This window comes from Streptomyces sp. NPDC031365, from assembly GCF_055569765.1.
In genome coordinates this window covers 101,804-117,235 of record NZ_JBVIIM010000003.1, presented here as the reverse complement: position 1 = coordinate 117,235, position 15,432 = coordinate 101,804, and the positions used below count along the sequence as shown (strand labels likewise).

Here is a 15,432-nt window from a genome sequence, read left to right as displayed (position 1 = left end):
CCGGGTCATCCGGGCACCCGGACCGAGCACCGCCGGACACACGGCCGGACATTTTCGAAAGGATGCGTCATGGCAGCCACGCGCTCCGCACACACCGTTTGGGAAGGCAGTCTCTTCAAGGGCAGCGGGGTCGTCGCCTTCGACTCCTCCGGCGCCATCGCCGAGCAGCCGGTCACCTGGGCGTCGCGTGCCGAGGAGGCGAACGGGAAGACCAGCCCGGAGGAGCTGATCGCCGCCGCGCACTCCAGCTGCTTCTCCATGGCCCTGTCCAACGGCCTCGACAAGGCCGGCAACCCGCCGACCCGTCTGACCACCTCCGCCGACGTGACCTTCGTGCCCGGTGAGGGCATCACCGGCATCCACCTCACCGTCGAGGGCACGGTGCCCGGACTGGACGAGGCCGGTTTCGTCGCCGCGGCCGAGGACGCCAAGGTGAACTGCCCGGTCAGCCAGGCACTGAAGGGCACGAACATCACCCTGACGGCGAAGCTCGCCTGACCCGTCCGCCGCGACGGGCCGCCGCGGGCCGTTCCCCCGGGGCGGCCTGCGGCACCTCCCCTCCGGGAGCCGGCCATCATGACGTCACGCCCCGCCGTCTCCGCCCACCAGGGCGGCTCCGAGCGCGCCGCCCCCGCCACCCGGGAGGCGTACGAGGACGCGCTCGCGTCCGGCGCGGAATACGTCGAGTTCGACGTCCGGCGCACGGCGGACGGTGTCTTCGTCGTCCACCACGACCCCCGTGCACGACACACCGGACCACTGCTCTCGACCCTCACCCACGCCGAACTGAACGAGTGCGCCGGATACCCCGTTCCCGTCGTGGACGAGGTCATGGAACTGGTCGCAGGGAAGCTCGTCGGCCACCTGGACCTGAAGGAGACCGGCCACGAGCGGGAGCTGATCGACCGCGCGGTCGCCCTGCTCGGCGAGGACGGTTTCGTCGCCACCACCCTCGAGGACCGCTCCGTCGCCGCCATCACCGCCGCCCACCCCCGCGTCCGTACCGTGCTGTCCCTCGGCCGGAACGGCGCGGGCCTCGGCCGGCGCCGACTGGTGGCGACCCGGATCAGTGAGCTGCTCCCGATGCGCCGGGTCCGCGCCTGCGGCGCCCACGGGGTCGCGGTGGACCAGCGTCTGGCCCGCGCCACCGTGCTGCGCGAGGCCGCGCGTAACAGACTGTTCACCATGGTGTGGACCGTCAACGAGGACGCGGCGTTGCGCGGCTTCCTCGGCGACGCGCGCGTGGACGTGCTGGTCACGGACCGTCCTCGCCGCGCCGTGGAACTGCGCGGGCAGACGGACGCCCGCGCGCCTCGCTGACAACCACCCGTTCAAACCATTGACAACAGGGCACTCAAGTTTTGTGCTGGAAGTCCGGAGAGGTGCCCTGGCGGAAGGGGACAGCGATGGGACGTGCCGTAGGAATCGACCTGGGAACCACGAACTCGGTGGTGGCCGTGCTGGAGGGCGGTGAGCCCACCGTCATCGCCAACGCGGAGGGCGCGCGCACCACGCCTTCCGTCGTGGCCTTCGCCAAGAACGGCGAGGTGCTGGTCGGCGAGGTCGCCAAGCGGCAGGCCGTGACGAACGTCGACCGCACCGCCCGCTCGGTCAAGCGGTACATGGGTGACGCCCAGTGGCGTTTCCCCGGCCAGGGCTCGATCGACGGCACCCGCTACCAGGCGCAGGAACTGTCCGCGCGCGTGCTGCAGAAACTGCGCCGGGACGCCGAGTCGTACCTCGGCGAGGAGGTCACCGACGCGGTCATCACCGTACCGGCGTACTTCGACGACACCCAGCGGCAGGCCACCAAGGAAGCCGGGGAGATCGCCGGACTCAAGGTGCTGAGGATCATCAACGAGCCCACGGCGGCGGCCCTGGCGTACGGCCTGGACAAGGAGAACGAACAGACCGTCCTCGTCTTCGACCTGGGCGGCGGCACCTTCGACGTGTCGCTGCTCGACATGGGTGATGGCGTCATCGAGGTGAAGGCCACCAACGGCGACACCCACCTCGGCGGCGACGACTGGGACCAGCGTGTCGTCGAGTACCTCGCCAAACGCTTCAAGGGGCAGTACGGCGTCGACCTGGCGCAGGACAAGATGGCCGTGCAGCGGCTGCGGGAGGCCGCCGAGAAGGCGAAGATCGAACTGTCCTCGTCCACGGAGACCACCATCAACCTGCCCTACATCACCGCCTCCGCCGAAGGACCCCTGCACCTCGACGAGAAGCTCACCCGCGCCCAGTTCCAGGAGCTCACCGAGGACCTGCTGGACCGCTGCAAGAAGCCCTTCCACCAGGCCGTCAAGGACGCCGGTGTGCAGCTCTCCGCGATCGACCACGTCATTCTGGTCGGCGGTTCCACCCGGATGCCCGCCGTCACCGACCTCGTCCGCGAACTCACCGGCAAGGAGCCGCACAAGGGCGTCAACCCCGACGAGGTCGTGGCCCTCGGCGCCGCCCTCCAGGCAGGCGTCCTGCGCGGCGACGTCAAGGACGTGCTGCTCCTCGACGTCACCCCGCTGTCCCTGGGCATCGAGACCAAGGGCGGCATCATGACCAAGCTGATCGAGCGCAACACCACGATCCCCACCCGGCGTTCGGAGATCTTCACCACCGCCACCGACAACCAGCCCTCGGTCGGCATCCAGGTCTACCAGGGCGAACGCGAGATCGCCGCGTACAACAAGAAGCTCGGCGTCTTCGACCTCACCGGCCTGCCGCCCGCCCCGCGCGGTGTCCCGCAGATCGAGGTGGCGTTCGACATCGACGCCAACGGCATCATGCACGTCTCCGCCAAGGACCTCGCCACCGGCCGCGAGCAGAAGATGACCGTCACCGGCGGCTCGGCACTGCCCAAGGACGACATCGACCGCATGATGCGCGACGCCGAGAACTACGCGGAGGAGGACCGCAAACGCCGCGAGAGCGCGGAGACCCGCAACCAGGCCGAACAACTCGTCTACCAGACCGAGAGGTTCCTGCAGGAGAACAGTGACAAGGTGCCGGGCGACACCAGGTCCGAGGTCGAGGCCGCCGTCACGGAACTGAAGCAGCTGCTGGGGAGTGAGGCCACCGACACGGCTGGGCTGCGCGCCGGTGTGGAGAAGCTCGCCTCGGTCAGCCAGAAGATGGGCCAGGCGATGTACGCGCAGACCTCGGCACCTCCCACCGAGGGCACCGAACAGAACACCTCACCGCAGGAGGACGACGGCGTCGTCGACGCGGAGATCGTCGACGACGACAGGGACACCGGCGGGCGCCGGGACGGCGCGGCCTGACCCGGGCGCCGCCCCCGTCTCAGTAGTGCTCCCGGCACTCCCGCAGCAGCTTCTCGGTGCGCTGGGCCGACGCCGCCCGCGCCGTCATGTGGTCCAGGACCTCCAGATGCACCGCGACCTCCTTGCGGGAGTCCAGGTACAGGGCACCCGTCAGGTACTCGGTGAACACCATGTCCGGCAGCTCCGGCTCGGCGAAGCGGAACAGCGAGAACGGCGCGTACGTCCCCGGGTGCGGCCCGTCCGCGAACTCGGCGATCTGGAGCGTGACCCGGTCCCGCTCGGAGTACTCGAGCAGCTTGTCGAGCTGGTCGCGCATCACCCGGCCGTCGACGCTCACCGGACGCCGCAGCACCGTCTCCTCCATCAGCACCCACAGGTGCGGCGGGTCCGGTCGCTCCAGCAGGCGCTGGCGCTCCATGCGCAGCGACACATGCCGCTCGACGGCCTCCCGTCCCGCGTTGCCGATCGTCCCGGCCTCCAGGACGGCACGCGCGTAGTCCTCCGTCTGCAGCAGCCCCGGCACGAAGTGCGGCTCGTAGGAGCGGATGATCCGGGCGGCGCCCTCCAGGCTCACATACAGACTGAACCACTCGGGCAGCACATCGTGGTACCGCTGCCACCAGCCCGGCCGGTTCGCCTCCTCGGCGAGCTCCACGAAGACGTCGAACTCGCTGTCGGGCACCCCGTACGCGGTCAGCAGCAGCTGGACATAGGGAATCTTCAGTGCCACCTCGGCGGTTTCCATCCGCCGCACGGTCGCCGGCGCCACCCGCAGGATCCGGGCCGCCTCCTCCCGTGAGAGGCCGGCGGCCTCACGAAGTTCACACAGCCGCCTTCCCAGGACCACCTGGCCCACGGTCGGTGCGGCCCGCCGCTCACTCACGCCACGCCTCCCCAACGCGTCCGGGCACGCGCTCAGTCTGTCATGTTCCTCCGACACTCTCACGGGCCACGGGGAACCGCCTTGTTTCGCTGCTCCCCGGGCCCATTACCCGGTGGGTAATCGACCCCGCCGCGCCCTCACGGGATCGTGGACGCACCGGGTCCCGGGCCGGCGCACTCCGGCCCGGGACCCGGCACCGGCCACCGCACCGTTCCCTCAGGAGGGTGATTCATCATGTCCGCGACCCAGCTCGCCGCGCTCGCCCGGACCGTGGAGCCGCAGCTGATGCTGCGCCGCTTCCTTGCTCTCGACGCCGTGGTGACCGCCGCCAACGCGCTCGCCTACCTCGCCCTCTCGGGCCCGCTCGGACGCTTCCTCGGGGTCGGTCCTGGCCTGCTCCTGTGGCTCGGGGCGTTGCTCGCCGGGTACGCGGCCGGTGTGGGCCTGCTGGCCGCCCGGCCGCATCCGCCGACGGCCGGCGTACGCGTCGTCGTCGAGGCCAATCTCGCCTGGACGGCGACGAGTCTCGCCGCACTCGCGCTGTGGCTGACCCCCACCACGGCGGGCGCCGTGTGGACGGTCCTCCAGGCGCTCACCGTGGCGGGCTTCGCCGTGCTGCAGCACATGGCCCTGAAAGCACGTCAGCCCAGTCGGGACTGAAGGTACTTGGCCGTCGCCGGGTCCGCCGGGAGCAGCGTCTCCACGGCCAGCTCGGCGACGGTCACATCCATCGGCGTGTTGAAGGTCGAGATGGACGACACGAAGGACAGCCTCCGCCCTTCGTGCTCGATGACCATCGGCAGCGCGAAGTACGCCACCGGCTCCCGCGGTTCCTCCGGGTGCTGCCCGTCGGTGTCCGGCACCGGGTAGGCGGCGACCTCCTCGTACAGCGCCCGCAGCGGCTCGGAACGGCGCAGCGCGATGTGCCGCCTCATCTGCTCCAGCAGATGTCCGCGCCACTCCCGCAGGTTCAGGATCCGCGGCGCCAGCCCTTGGGGGTGCAGGGTGAGACGCACCGCGTTCAGCGGCGGCGTCAGCAGCGACTCCGGTACCCCGTCGAACAGCATCATGACCCCGCGGTTGGCCGCCACGACGTCGTACATCGCGTCCACGACCAGCGCCGGATACGGCTCGAAGCCGCCGATCAGCCGCTCGATGCCGTCCCGCAGCGCGTCCAGCGCCGGGTCGTCCAGCGGGGTGTGCGGGAACCGGGGGGCGTAACCGGCTGCCAGCAGCAACGCGTTGCGCTCCCGCATCGGGACGTCCAGCCGCTCGGCCAGCCGCAGCACCATCTCCTCGCTGGGCCGGGAGCGGCCGGTCTCGACGAAGCTGATGTGCCGGGCGGAGGAGTCGGCGCGCAGGGCCAGCTCCAGCTGGCTGACCCCCCGCTGCTCCCGCCAGGCACGCAGCAGCGGGCCCACGCCGTCTTCGGCGGCGGAGGCGGTTCGGGACGGGACAGTGGTCATGTCAGGACCGTAGTCGAGATGCGGCCGTACCGGGGAGCCGTGCGCCGGTGACCAGGGCCTACGGGGCTTTCCTGTGGCAGCCTGGGAGTCCGGCACGAGACCCTCGGCCCGAACCCGGAGAAGGAGCGCGGCCATGCCCGTCGAACCGCTGTCGCAGAAGGAGATCGAGGACCGGCTGGCCGGACTGCCGGGCTGGTCGCTCGACGGGGACCGCCTCACCCGCTCCTACCGTCTCGGCTCGCACTTCGCGGCGACGGCGATGGTCGTCCACATCGCGCAGGTGCAGGAGGAACTCGACCACCACTCCGACCTCACCCTCGGTTACAACACCGTGTCCCTGTCCGTGCACACCCACAGCGCGGGCGGTGCCGTGACCGCCAAGGACCTCGATCTCGCCCGCAGGGTGGAGGACCTGGCGTCCGGACACGGTGCACACTGAGGCGCGTGCTGGACTACGACCGGGAAGCGGAACGGTACGACGCCCTGCGCGGCGGTGAGCCCCGGGCGGCGGCCGCCGCCGACGCCGTGCTGAGCCTCGTACCCGGCGGTGCGCGGGACCTGCTGGACGTGGCCTGCGGCACCGGCATCGTGACCCGGCGGTACCCCGCCGCCCGCGCCGGTCTGCGGGTAATGGGTGTCGACCTCGCCTCGTCGATGACCCGGACGGCGGCATCCCGGCTGCCGGGTGCCGTGGTCCGCGCGGACAGCCGCCGGCTGCCGTTCGGCGACGCCCGGTTCGACGCCGTCGTCAGCGTGTGGCTGCTGCACCTCATGTCCGGCCCGGAGGACGTACGGACGGTGGTCGGAGAGTGCGCCCGCGTCCTGCGGCCGGGCGGGGTCTATGTCACCACCGTCCGCAAGGGCCCCTCCCACAACGTCGGCAGCGACATCGACGCGGTCCTGGCCGCCCGCCCGCCCAGCCCGGCGCCCGACGCCCCCGCCGATGTCGGGGCCTGCGCCGCCCGGCACGGACTGCTCCCTTCCGGCCGGGCCCGCTTCACCGGTCACGGTCAGGGCCGCAGTCCTCGCCGCACCATCGCCGACCTGCGTCGCGGCTGGTTCGTCACACTGCCTCCCGGTGACCCGATCGCGGAGGAGTTCGCCGCCCGCCTGGCAGAACTCCCCGACCAGGACCGTCCTCGCCCCGACCCCGTGTTCCACCTCCGGGCGTACCGCAAGCCGATACCCGGCAACCTGGACGGCACCGGCGACGACTGAGGGACAAAACCCATCCGTCCCCCCAGGAGGTCCGTCCCGTGACCCACCCCCACAGGCACCGCAGACGCCGCGTCCTGCTTCCCACGGCACTCGCCGTGGCCGCGCTGGCCGGCGCCGGCCTGACCGCGCTGCCGCCGTCGTCCGCCGAGGCCGCCACCGCCCGCCAGGTCGAGAACCTGGACCGCGGTGTGGTGAGCGTCCACACCGGCAGCGGCAACCTGGTCAGCTGGCGCTGGCTCGGCACCGACCCCGACGGCATCGCCTTCAACGTCTACCGGGCCGGCACCAAGGTCAACGCCGCCCCCGTCACCGGCACCACCACGTACTTCCACCCCGGCGCGCCCTCCCACGCCGACTACACGGTCCGCGCGGTGGTGAACGGCACCGAGCAGGGCGACTCGGTCCATGCGATCCAGTTCCGCGCCGGCTACAAGGACGTACCGCTGAGCCCTCCGTCCGGCGGCACCACCCCCGACGGGGTGGCCTACACCTACGAGGCCAACGACGCCTCCGTCGGCGACCTCGACGGCGACGGCTCCCTCGACATCGTCCTCAAGTGGCAGCCCACCAACGCCAAGGACAACTCCCAGTCGGGATACACCGGCAACACGATCGTCGACGGCATCAGGCTCGACGGCACCCGCCTCTGGCGCGTCGACCTGGGCCGCAACATCCGCTCCGGCGCCCACTACACACAGTTCCAGGTGTACGACTACGACGGCGACGGCGAGGCGGAGGTCGCCATGAAGACCGCCGACGGTACGAAGGACGGCACCGGCGCGGTCGTCGGCAGTTCCTCCGCCGACCACCGCAACTCCGGCGGGTACGTGCTCTCCGGTCCCGAGTACCTCACGATGTTCAACGGCCGGACCGGCAGGGCGATGGGCACCGTCGACTACGTCCCGGCCCGCGGAAACGTCTCCTCCTGGGGCGACTCCTACGGCAACCGCGTCGACCGCTTCCTCGCCGGCACCGCCTACCTCGACGGCGCCCGCCCCTCCCTCGTCATGGCCCGCGGCTACTACACCCGCACCGTCATCGCGGCCTGGGACTGGCGGAACGGCGCCTTCACCCGCCGATGGACCTTCGACACCAACTCCTCCACCAACAGCGGCAGGGGCTACGACGGTCAGGGCTCCCACAGCCTCTCCGTCGGGGACGTCGACCACGACGGCCGGGACGAGATCGTCTACGGCTCGATGGCCGTCGACGACAACGGCAACGGCCTGTGGACGACGAGGACCGGGCACGGCGACGCCCAGCACCTGGGAGACCTCGACCCGTCGGCCTCCGGGCTGGAGTACTACAAGGTCTCCGAGTCCACGGGCCAGCCCGCCGCCCTGTACATCAACCCCGCGAACGGAGCCGTCCGCTGGAAGCTCGGCGCCTGCTGCGACAACGGCCGCGGGGTGGCGGGGGACATCTGGTCGGGCAACTCCGGCCCCGAGATGTGGTCCTCGTCCGACGGCGGCATCCGTGACGAGGGCGGCGGCGCCAAGGGCCGCAAGCCCTCATCCGCCAACTTCCTGTCCTGGTGGGACGGCGACCCGGTCCGCGAACTCCTCGACGGCACCCGCATCGACAAGTACGGCACCTCCTCCGACACCCGCCTGCTGACCGGCTCGGGTGTGGCATCGAACAACGGCACCAAGTCCACCCCGGTCCTCTCCGGGGACATCCTGGGTGACTGGCGCGAGGAGGTCATCTGGCGCACCGTCGACAACAGGAACCTGCGCATCTACTCCACCCCCCACGACACCGACCGCCGCATCACCACCCTCCTCCACGACACCCTCTACCGCACCTCCCTGTCGTGGCAGAACACCGCCTACAACCAGCCCCCGCACACCGGCTTCTTCATAGGCGCCGACATGCCGACCCCGCCCAGGCCGGCGGTCTTCGCCCCCTGACGCTCTGACCAGCAGGAACAGCATTCCCCGTCAGGAAGGATGGCGACCGTCCGCCATGCGCGTGCGGTCGCCGCTCTCGCGATCGTTTTCCCTGGGGAGGATCTGGGGAGATCCACTTTCATTGCGCTCCCCGGGGGAGTCCTCGGCCTCGATCAGCTCACCGGACATGAACCGTCCGATCGCTTCCCGGCCCCGGGTCCCGGACTTCGGCATGAAGTGCACGTAAGTCCTCAGCGTGAACGCCGGATCGCTGTGCCCCAGCCAGGAGGCCAACTGGGTAATCGTCTCACCCTCGGCCAGCACGACGCTAGCAAACGTGTGCCGCAGCACGTGGAAGCCGAACTCCCGCGGCATCTCCCACGCCTGCCTGCGCCACGGCTCCTTCCCCTTCTTCGGCTGCACCACGGTCACCTCGGCCGGCGGGATGAGCCCTGCATCAGCGAGCGCCGGCTTCCAGTGCGTGTCGTTGAACGTGTCCTTGTTGATGGCCCCGCCCTTGAGGCCGTTGATGAACTGCGTGGTGACGAGCAGACGCACCGTCCGCTTGGGCCGGTCCTCCCAGGCGAGACTAGGACGGGCCGGATCAACCCACGGCAGCGTCACTTCCACCGTCGGGAACCGGGTCGCGTACTCCTTGACGGCCTCCGCCAGTTCCGGTGCGCACGGGGCCACCCGCTCCTTGTTACCCTTCGGCGGCCCGAACCCGAACTTGCCGTTCACCTTCATGATCTGCCGCACCACGTGGATGTCCTCGCCGTCCACATCGTCGGGGGAGAAGCCGAGCGCCTCCCCCTGCCGCAGGCCCGCCCCCACGGCCAGGTCGACAAGGATCCGGTACCGGTCCGGCACCGCGAGCCGCACCGCCCGGACGGTCTGCTGCTCCCACGCCAACGCCTTCGACTTGGGCAGCCGTGGCGCATGCAGGTCACCGTCCCGGAACGGGTTGACGGGGATCCGCTTGGCCTTGTAGGCAGCCTGCAGAATCGTGGAGAAGTGCGCCCAGGTGACGACGAGCGTGCCGACGTCGATGTGCTGCTCGGCACGCGTCTGCCAGACGCGGATCTCCTCATACCCGATCCGGTTCAACGGCAGCGCACCGACGTGCGGGAGGATGTGGTTGAACACCTTCGACCGCACGGCCGCCTTGGTGGACGGCGGGTAGCGGGTGGTGGGCCACCAGTGGTTGCGCACGTAGTCGTCGAGGGTGACCGAGCCGTCCCGCGGGTCGTAGAAGTCTCCCCGCGCGCTGTCGGTCTGCGCTTTGGCCAGCCAGTCCTTCGCCGCCGCCAGCTGCTTGTCGGGGAAGGAGCGGGAGCGCACGCCCGGAATGCCGGTGACCTTGTAACGCTTTCCCTGCCCGTACCGCTCGGTGCGGATGGTGCGCTTGCCGTCGGGGCCCTTCTTGTACCAGCGGTCTTCGATGTAGCCGGCCATGTGTTACTCCCCGAGGGATCGCGTCAAGCAGCAAGGTACCCCGGAGTGTCCATGGTGACGATCTCCCCGGCGTACAGCTGGAACCACTGCCCGGCATGGAGGAGCTGCCGCACGCCCGGGTTCATGGCAGCCGCGAACATCTCGGTGTCCAGGCCGGGATCGATGTGGACCTTGACGAGGCCTCTGTCCTCGAGGACCGCGGCCGTGTCGGGCGGCTGGCACCGGAGACGCTCGAGGATGAAGTGGACGCTGAGCGGAGCGTCCGGCGTGTAACGGCTGACGATCTCGCCTCGCCACAGCTGGAACCAGTGCGCCTCCGCCAGGAGCTCCTCAAACTCGATGTTCAGCTGCCGCACGACGTCCTCGAGGGGCGCGTTCTTGTCGAGCTCGACCCGGAGACTGCCGCGGTCCTCATCTATCCAGGCGAGCCGCCCGGGGGCGAGATCCTCGACGGCTTCATAAGTGACACACAGCATGCAGCCTCCCCGCGTTGCCAACGGTGCACGTCTAGCCAGAGCGGCCGGAAGTGCACGGTTGGTGCAGGATACGTCTACAGGGAGTGTCCAACAATCAGTTGACGAAAAGTCGACAAGAGCGTGCGGCAGGAGGCTGGCGTCTACTCGTCGACCTCGCGGCGCGCCTGCTCCTCCGCCTCGATCATGCGACGCCAGCGGCGCTTGTCACCGGGCGTCTTGCCTGCCAGGTGGGCGACGATGATGCGCACATCCTCGTCGTAGCCGGCGAGTTCGGTTGCCTCGAACTGGAGCCACTGCTTGGCCGCGGCTTCCTGGACACGCCGGTAGGGCTTGTTCAGTGCGGCCGCCATGGCGCGCATCTGCAGGGGGTCGGGCGGGCTGGCCGGCGGGTTCTTCACGAGCTTCTGGAAGTACTGCCAGGAGATGGCCTCGCCGGTCACCGGGTCGATGGCGCGCTCGCCGAGGCGGCGCAGGGAGATGCCGGTGTCGAGGACGTCCTGGACGAGTTGGGAGAGCGCGCCCAGGGGGGGCGCGGGCGCCTCGGACCCGGCGTCGGGGGTGAAGGCCGGCGCTGCCATGTCCTCTTCCTTTCGCGTCACTCTGTCACCGACTGTCTCTTAGGGGTGTCCTGGGGGCCTGCAAAATAGCAGGCCAGTCTGTACAACCATTGCGGTCCGGAGACGGATCGTCTACAGATCCATGCTATCCCGCCAAGATCTTTGCCGATAGCCGACGCACAAGCGACCCAATTCGTAGACAGCGTGACTCCGGCATGGTTACATGGGAGCCAGTCAAGGCCACTCCGCACCACTGGAGATCCGTTGAGTCGTGCAAGCCGCCGCTGGACCCTGAAGGACCCCGAGAAGCTCAGGTGGGCCATGAAAAACCCGGGCCGCATCACCCCTTACAGCCTGGACTCCCTGGCGGAAGCAAGCGGGCGCGGCAAGGGCCTGATAGAGAAGCTCGCCAACGGCAGCCAGAAGACCGCCGACTACGACGACGCCACCGCCATATCGGAGGCTCTCGGCTTCCTCACCCCGGTCCTTTTCGCGCCCCCAACGACCCCGAAACAGGCCGGAATGACCACAGACATGAATCGACAGAAGGAGTAGCAGTGCCCCGCACCCCCACGTTCAATCAGCCGCCCCCGCCCGGCCACGTCTGGGCCGACGAAGCCTCCCGCCTCAGCGGCCGGTCCATCGAACAGCTCTACAAGGACCGCCAGAAGCAGAAGCGCACCGGCAGCAGCAACGGCCCGCGGTCCGTCGACATCGGACGCAAGGCCGCCTGGCGCATCACCGACATCGAAGCCTGGCTCTCCGGCCAGCGGGGCCCCGCCCCGACCTCGCAGCAGCTCCACGACAGCCGCGTCCCCGAGCCGGCCCGCGCCGCCGCCTGAGCGGGCATGAGGCCGCCCCCGCAGCCACGGGAACGGCCTCGACGCTCCACCCCTACCGAACTCTCGAAACGAAAGGGGCTTCACGTGAAGCCATCATCCCAGACTCCCGCCGAGCGGAAGTCGCCGCAAGAACTCGCGATCGAACTGCTGACGACCAGCCAGCTCATGACGCACGGCGTGGCCGACGCTCGCCGCCTACTGGACGCGCTCCGCGACGAGGCGCTCGGCGAGGCGATCAGGGCCGCACGCGCCGAGTACCTGACCGACGCGACAGGTGACGAGACCGACGACGCCTACAACCGGGGCGTCTCCGACGCCATCGCCGCCATCGGCGCGCTCACCGAGGGCGGTGCCCGATGAGCGACTACGCCGAGATCGCCGCGCACGTCGCCCGTGACGTGAAGGACGGCAAGCTGGTCGAGCTCCGCGAGGACGGCCTGTACCGGCACGTCGAGTTCAAGGCCCTGCAGGGCTGGTCGCGGATCATCCTGGTGACCTGGCCGTACAACCTGCTGGTGGCCGGCTCACACGGCTCGTTCCACTTCGAGCGGTTCGGCCCGGACACCGAGGACATGTTCAACTGGCTGCGCGGCATCCGCGTCGAGCCGGACCGTTGGGCGTCGAAGCTGGTCAACGGCGCCGACAGCGTCCGCGAGTACGACCAGGAACGTCTGGTCGCGCAGGTCAAGGAAGAGGTTGCCGAGGCCGTCAAGGACGGCGCCCCGCGCGGCCTGCGGGCTGCGGTCCGTGAGCAGATCCTGGAGAGCGACCGGCTGCACTCGCGGGACTGGGCCATGCAGATGGTCTACGACTTCGAGCACGGCGTGACCTATCGAGCCGAGTGCTCGTGCGGGGCGGCGAAGGATCACGAGTCCCGCCACGACGCAACGATGTGGGGCATCTACAACGGCCACACTCTCCCCGGACATGAGGCCAAGACGCGGGAGATGGGCGGGTTCGCCTTCTCCGACGTCGGCGACTGGAACCTCGACAAGCTGGACTATCACTTCGCCTACCAGTGCCACGCCGCCTCGTGGGCCATCGGCCAGTACGACGCCGCCCGGAAGCAGGTGTCGGCATGAGCGACGACCTGACCCCGTTCGACCGCATCACCTCCCACCTCCCGCAGCTGTCCGCGTTCCAGACGCTGTGGAACGAGGCGGAGGAACTCCTCACCGTCGCGCACCCGGAGGGTTTCGAGGTCGAGGAGATCGGCCGGATCGCCTTCGACTGCCTTCCCGAAGAGGAGAAGCCGGCCGCGCTGGACGCCCTCTTCTACTGCTGGTGGGCCGCGCTCGAGGCCGACCGTGAAGCCCGCGCCCGCTACCAGGCCATGGGAGGCGCGCTGTGAGCGACCGCGTCACGACCGCCGAGCAGCGCAGGAAGTCGCTGGCGCCGACGGATCTGCGGGTTGGTCTGAACCCGACGGGCCGCCCGCGCCGCTCGTCCGCATCCAGCCGCAGGAAGCACGCACGCCGCCAGGGAGCCGCCGCATGAACGCCGACCGCCTGACACCCCAGCGCGAAGCCGAGATCGCCACGCGCGCGGGCTACCTGTACGAGTACGTCAGCCAGCACAACGAAGACTGGGACGAACTCGCTGGAGAGGACGTGCCCGCGCTCCTCGCCGAGCTGGCCGCGGTCCGCGCCGAACGCGACCAGGCGCAGGCGAGGGCGGCCGAGCTGGAGGGCCAGCCCGCCGACACGTACCCGCCCGCGATGCCGTGGGCCAAGCTCTTCGACCGCGAAGACCTTGCCGATTTTCTCGTCGAACTCGGGCAAGCGGCAGTCGGCTGCGACGACGTGACGGAGGCGTTGGGCGAGGTCGAGTCGGTGTGCGGCACCTGGAGGCTGATCGGTGAGGCGCAGCACGCGCACAACACCGCACCCGGCCCGGGCGCCGTCGACGGGGCGGTGGCGTGATGGCGTCCCCGACCTTGCCCGCCGACGTGATTGAGGACGCCCTGGCCCGCCTCGACGAGGACGCCCGCCGCGAGCACGGCAACGACCAGACCACCTGGGCGCCCGGCGCATGGCGCGAGCACCTCCTCGACCTCGACGCCGCCCGCCTCGACCCCGGATGGGTGATCACCACATGAGCGCTTTCGAGCACGACGGCGTCACCTTCGACCTGACCGTCACCTACACCGACGTGACCGGCGTCGAGTGGCAGTGGTCCGGCAGCTACAACGAAGCCGGCGAACCGCTCATGGGATCCCCGGACCGCGGCAGCGTCATCCTCCAGCCCGTACTCGTGTCCCTGCCGGACCTGTACGCCTGGCACGGGCCGCTCATCCCCACCCCCCGCAAGGCGACCGCCGCCCTCTACCGGCGAGTCCTCCTGTCGGTGGTGACCCGATGACGCCCACCGAACCCGCGGCCGACCACGCGCCGGACCCCGCCCGCCGGCCCGTACCCCGCTGGATCACCCACCCCGACCTCATCGCCTCCATCGAGGCCGGACTCATCGACATCGACGACGCATTCATGGGAGACCGCAATGCCTGAGCCCATCCGGATCGACATGGCCAGCGAGGACAACGGACTCGGCGAGGCCCTGATGGAAGCCCTGCTCACGGGCCGCCCGATCGTCATGTTCGAGAGCGGGCGCCCTGAGCTCGGGGAGGTCGGCTTCGGCATGGAGGTCGAAGGGCTGGCGGAGGAGTCGTGATCTACATCGCGCCGCTCCTCGGCGCCGGAACCGTCTTCCTGCTCCTCTTCGGCGAACTCATCGCCAACCGCATCACCGAACGCCTCGACAACCAGGAGGACTAGTGAGCCTCGCCGACCTGCTGCCCGTCCGCCTCGGCCGCCTCGACCGGCCCGCCCGCAAGCACCGGGCCATCGACGAAGTCGACCGCCTCCGTCAGCTCCTCGACGGCGCCCACAAGCTCATCCGCGGCCTGCAACTGCAGATCGCCGAGCGGGACACGGTCATCGAACAGACCGCAGGTCGGCAAGCCGAGGCCGAGGAGATCGTCGTCACGCAGCTCGCCAACCTCGACGACCTGCACGCCGAGAACGACGAACTCCGCGCCGAACTCCACCGCTACCGCGCCCGCTTCGGCCCCCAGCTCGCCGCCGAAGCCAACGCCAACGCGATCACCGTGCCCCCGATGGTGCGCGACACCAGCGCCATCGAGGACCAGGCCACCGGCCCCATCCCGGTCATGGCCCTCCGCGCAGCCGCCGACGCCGGACTCCTCGGCCCCGTCACCGACCCCGGCCGGACCGGACCCGACGACGACACCCAGCCCATCCCGACCACCTGAACTGCCGCCCGCGCCGGATGACACCGGCCGGCCGGGCGGCGCCCAAGAAGAACCCCCGAGCGCAGCTATCGCCCGGGGATCCGACACCAGCCTC

General features: G+C 70.0%; 23 protein-coding genes. 18 read left to right on the top strand and 5 right to left on the bottom strand.

From position 1 onward, the window contains the following. Positions 1-69 precede the first annotated feature (69 nt). From ACZ5C2_RS05820 to dnaK, 3 genes are all read left to right on the top strand, one after another. Positions 70-498, top strand: coding sequence for an OsmC family protein (locus tag ACZ5C2_RS05820; protein ID WP_468786988.1), 429 nt, complete (start codon positions 70-72; stop codon positions 496-498). 78 nt (positions 499-576) lie between these two features. Continuing rightward, positions 577-1,320, top strand: a complete 744-nt coding sequence (locus ACZ5C2_RS05815) for a glycerophosphodiester phosphodiesterase family protein (RefSeq protein ID WP_468786986.1) — start codon at positions 577-579, stop codon at positions 1,318-1,320. 86 nt (positions 1,321-1,406) lie between these two features. Then, entirely contained in the window at positions 1,407-3,281 is a 1,875-nt protein-coding gene (dnaK, locus tag ACZ5C2_RS05810) for a molecular chaperone DnaK (protein WP_468786984.1), read from the top strand. A 19-nt stretch (positions 3,282-3,300) separates the two neighbouring features. Here dnaK and ACZ5C2_RS05805 read toward each other — a convergent pair whose 3' ends face one another. After that, a complete protein-coding gene (locus ACZ5C2_RS05805) occupies positions 3,301-4,164 on the bottom strand; it encodes a helix-turn-helix domain-containing protein (protein WP_468786982.1) in 864 nt (287 codons plus the stop codon). 234 nt (positions 4,165-4,398) lie between these two features. Between ACZ5C2_RS05805 and ACZ5C2_RS05800 the strand changes: the two genes are divergently transcribed. Then, entirely contained in the window at positions 4,399-4,824 is a 426-nt protein-coding gene (locus ACZ5C2_RS05800) for a hypothetical protein (protein WP_468786980.1), read from the top strand. On the opposite strand, the gene ACZ5C2_RS05795 is transcribed toward ACZ5C2_RS05800, so the two are convergent. After that, positions 4,806-5,630, bottom strand: coding sequence for a helix-turn-helix domain-containing protein (locus ACZ5C2_RS05795; RefSeq protein WP_468786978.1), 825 nt, complete (start codon positions 5,628-5,630; stop codon positions 4,806-4,808). The two genes, ACZ5C2_RS05800 and ACZ5C2_RS05795, sit on opposite strands and share 19 nt — an antisense overlap. Positions 5,631-5,763: 133 nt before the next feature. Between ACZ5C2_RS05795 and ACZ5C2_RS05790 the strand changes: the two genes are divergently transcribed. Genes ACZ5C2_RS05790 through ACZ5C2_RS05780 form a run of 3 tightly spaced genes read left to right on the top strand, consistent with a single transcriptional unit; the run spans position 5,764 to position 8,758 of the window. After that, the gene (locus ACZ5C2_RS05790; protein ID WP_468786976.1) at positions 5,764-6,069 is read left to right on the top strand and encodes a 4a-hydroxytetrahydrobiopterin dehydratase; all 306 of its coding nucleotides are present in this window, start codon (positions 5,764-5,766) and stop codon (positions 6,067-6,069) included. Between the two features lie 5 nt (positions 6,070-6,074). After that, positions 6,075-6,848 (top strand): class I SAM-dependent methyltransferase, encoded by a 774-nt coding sequence (locus tag ACZ5C2_RS05785; protein WP_468786974.1) that lies wholly within the window; start codon positions 6,075-6,077, stop codon positions 6,846-6,848. Between the two features lie 38 nt (positions 6,849-6,886). Then, on the top strand, positions 6,887-8,758 hold the full coding sequence (locus ACZ5C2_RS05780; protein WP_468786972.1) for a rhamnogalacturonan lyase: 1,872 nt from the start codon (positions 6,887-6,889) through the stop codon (positions 8,756-8,758). A 30-nt stretch (positions 8,759-8,788) separates the two neighbouring features. On the opposite strand, the gene ACZ5C2_RS05775 is transcribed toward ACZ5C2_RS05780, so the two are convergent. The 3 genes from ACZ5C2_RS05775 to ACZ5C2_RS05765 form a co-directional block, all read right to left on the bottom strand. After that, positions 8,789-10,192: a tyrosine-type recombinase/integrase gene (locus tag ACZ5C2_RS05775; protein WP_468786970.1), complete on the bottom strand. Its 1,404-nt coding sequence runs from the start codon at positions 10,190-10,192 to the stop codon at positions 8,789-8,791. 23 nt (positions 10,193-10,215) lie between these two features. Beyond that, on the bottom strand, positions 10,216-10,668 hold the full coding sequence (locus tag ACZ5C2_RS05770; protein WP_468786968.1) for a hypothetical protein: 453 nt from the start codon (positions 10,666-10,668) through the stop codon (positions 10,216-10,218). A 140-nt stretch (positions 10,669-10,808) separates the two neighbouring features. After that, positions 10,809-11,246 (bottom strand): hypothetical protein, encoded by a 438-nt coding sequence (locus tag ACZ5C2_RS05765; protein WP_468786966.1) that lies wholly within the window; start codon positions 11,244-11,246, stop codon positions 10,809-10,811. Between the two features lie 243 nt (positions 11,247-11,489). Here ACZ5C2_RS05765 and ACZ5C2_RS05760 point away from each other — a divergent pair, with 243 nt between their 5' ends. The 11 genes from ACZ5C2_RS05760 (at position 11,490) to ACZ5C2_RS05710 (ending at position 15,338) form a co-directional block, all read left to right on the top strand. After that, complete coding sequence (locus ACZ5C2_RS05760) at positions 11,490-11,780, top strand: hypothetical protein (protein ID WP_468786964.1); 291 nt, start codon at positions 11,490-11,492, stop codon at positions 11,778-11,780. A gap of 2 nt (positions 11,781-11,782) precedes the next feature. Then, on the top strand, positions 11,783-12,067 hold the full coding sequence (locus ACZ5C2_RS05755; protein ID WP_468786962.1) for a hypothetical protein: 285 nt from the start codon (positions 11,783-11,785) through the stop codon (positions 12,065-12,067). A gap of 84 nt (positions 12,068-12,151) precedes the next feature. After that, the gene (locus ACZ5C2_RS05750; RefSeq protein WP_468786960.1) at positions 12,152-12,427 is read left to right on the top strand and encodes a hypothetical protein; all 276 of its coding nucleotides are present in this window, start codon (positions 12,152-12,154) and stop codon (positions 12,425-12,427) included. After that, positions 12,424-13,149, top strand: coding sequence for a hypothetical protein (locus tag ACZ5C2_RS05745; RefSeq protein WP_468786958.1), 726 nt, complete (start codon positions 12,424-12,426; stop codon positions 13,147-13,149). Before ACZ5C2_RS05750 ends, ACZ5C2_RS05745 begins: the two co-directional genes overlap by 4 nt. Next, entirely contained in the window at positions 13,146-13,418 is a 273-nt protein-coding gene (locus tag ACZ5C2_RS05740; RefSeq protein WP_468786956.1) for a hypothetical protein, read from the top strand. The genes ACZ5C2_RS05745 and ACZ5C2_RS05740 overlap by 4 nt, the downstream gene beginning before the upstream one ends. A gap of 142 nt (positions 13,419-13,560) precedes the next feature. After that, positions 13,561-13,989, top strand: a complete 429-nt coding sequence (locus ACZ5C2_RS05735) for a hypothetical protein (protein WP_468786954.1) — start codon at positions 13,561-13,563, stop codon at positions 13,987-13,989. Further along, complete coding sequence (locus tag ACZ5C2_RS05730; RefSeq protein WP_468786952.1) at positions 13,989-14,165, top strand: hypothetical protein; 177 nt, start codon at positions 13,989-13,991, stop codon at positions 14,163-14,165. The genes ACZ5C2_RS05735 and ACZ5C2_RS05730 overlap by 1 nt, the downstream gene beginning before the upstream one ends. Next, the gene (locus tag ACZ5C2_RS05725; RefSeq protein ID WP_468786950.1) at positions 14,162-14,428 is read left to right on the top strand and encodes a phiSA1p31-related protein; all 267 of its coding nucleotides are present in this window, start codon (positions 14,162-14,164) and stop codon (positions 14,426-14,428) included. Before ACZ5C2_RS05730 ends, ACZ5C2_RS05725 begins: the two co-directional genes overlap by 4 nt. Then, on the top strand, positions 14,425-14,574 hold the full coding sequence (locus ACZ5C2_RS05720; protein ID WP_468786948.1) for a hypothetical protein: 150 nt from the start codon (positions 14,425-14,427) through the stop codon (positions 14,572-14,574). The genes ACZ5C2_RS05725 and ACZ5C2_RS05720 overlap by 4 nt, the downstream gene beginning before the upstream one ends. Then, positions 14,567-14,737 (top strand): hypothetical protein, encoded by a 171-nt coding sequence (locus tag ACZ5C2_RS05715; RefSeq protein ID WP_468786946.1) that lies wholly within the window; start codon positions 14,567-14,569, stop codon positions 14,735-14,737. Before ACZ5C2_RS05720 ends, ACZ5C2_RS05715 begins: the two co-directional genes overlap by 8 nt. Positions 14,738-14,840: 103 nt before the next feature. Next, positions 14,841-15,338 (top strand): hypothetical protein, encoded by a 498-nt coding sequence (locus ACZ5C2_RS05710; protein ID WP_468786944.1) that lies wholly within the window; start codon positions 14,841-14,843, stop codon positions 15,336-15,338. Positions 15,339-15,432: the final 94 nt, after the last annotated feature.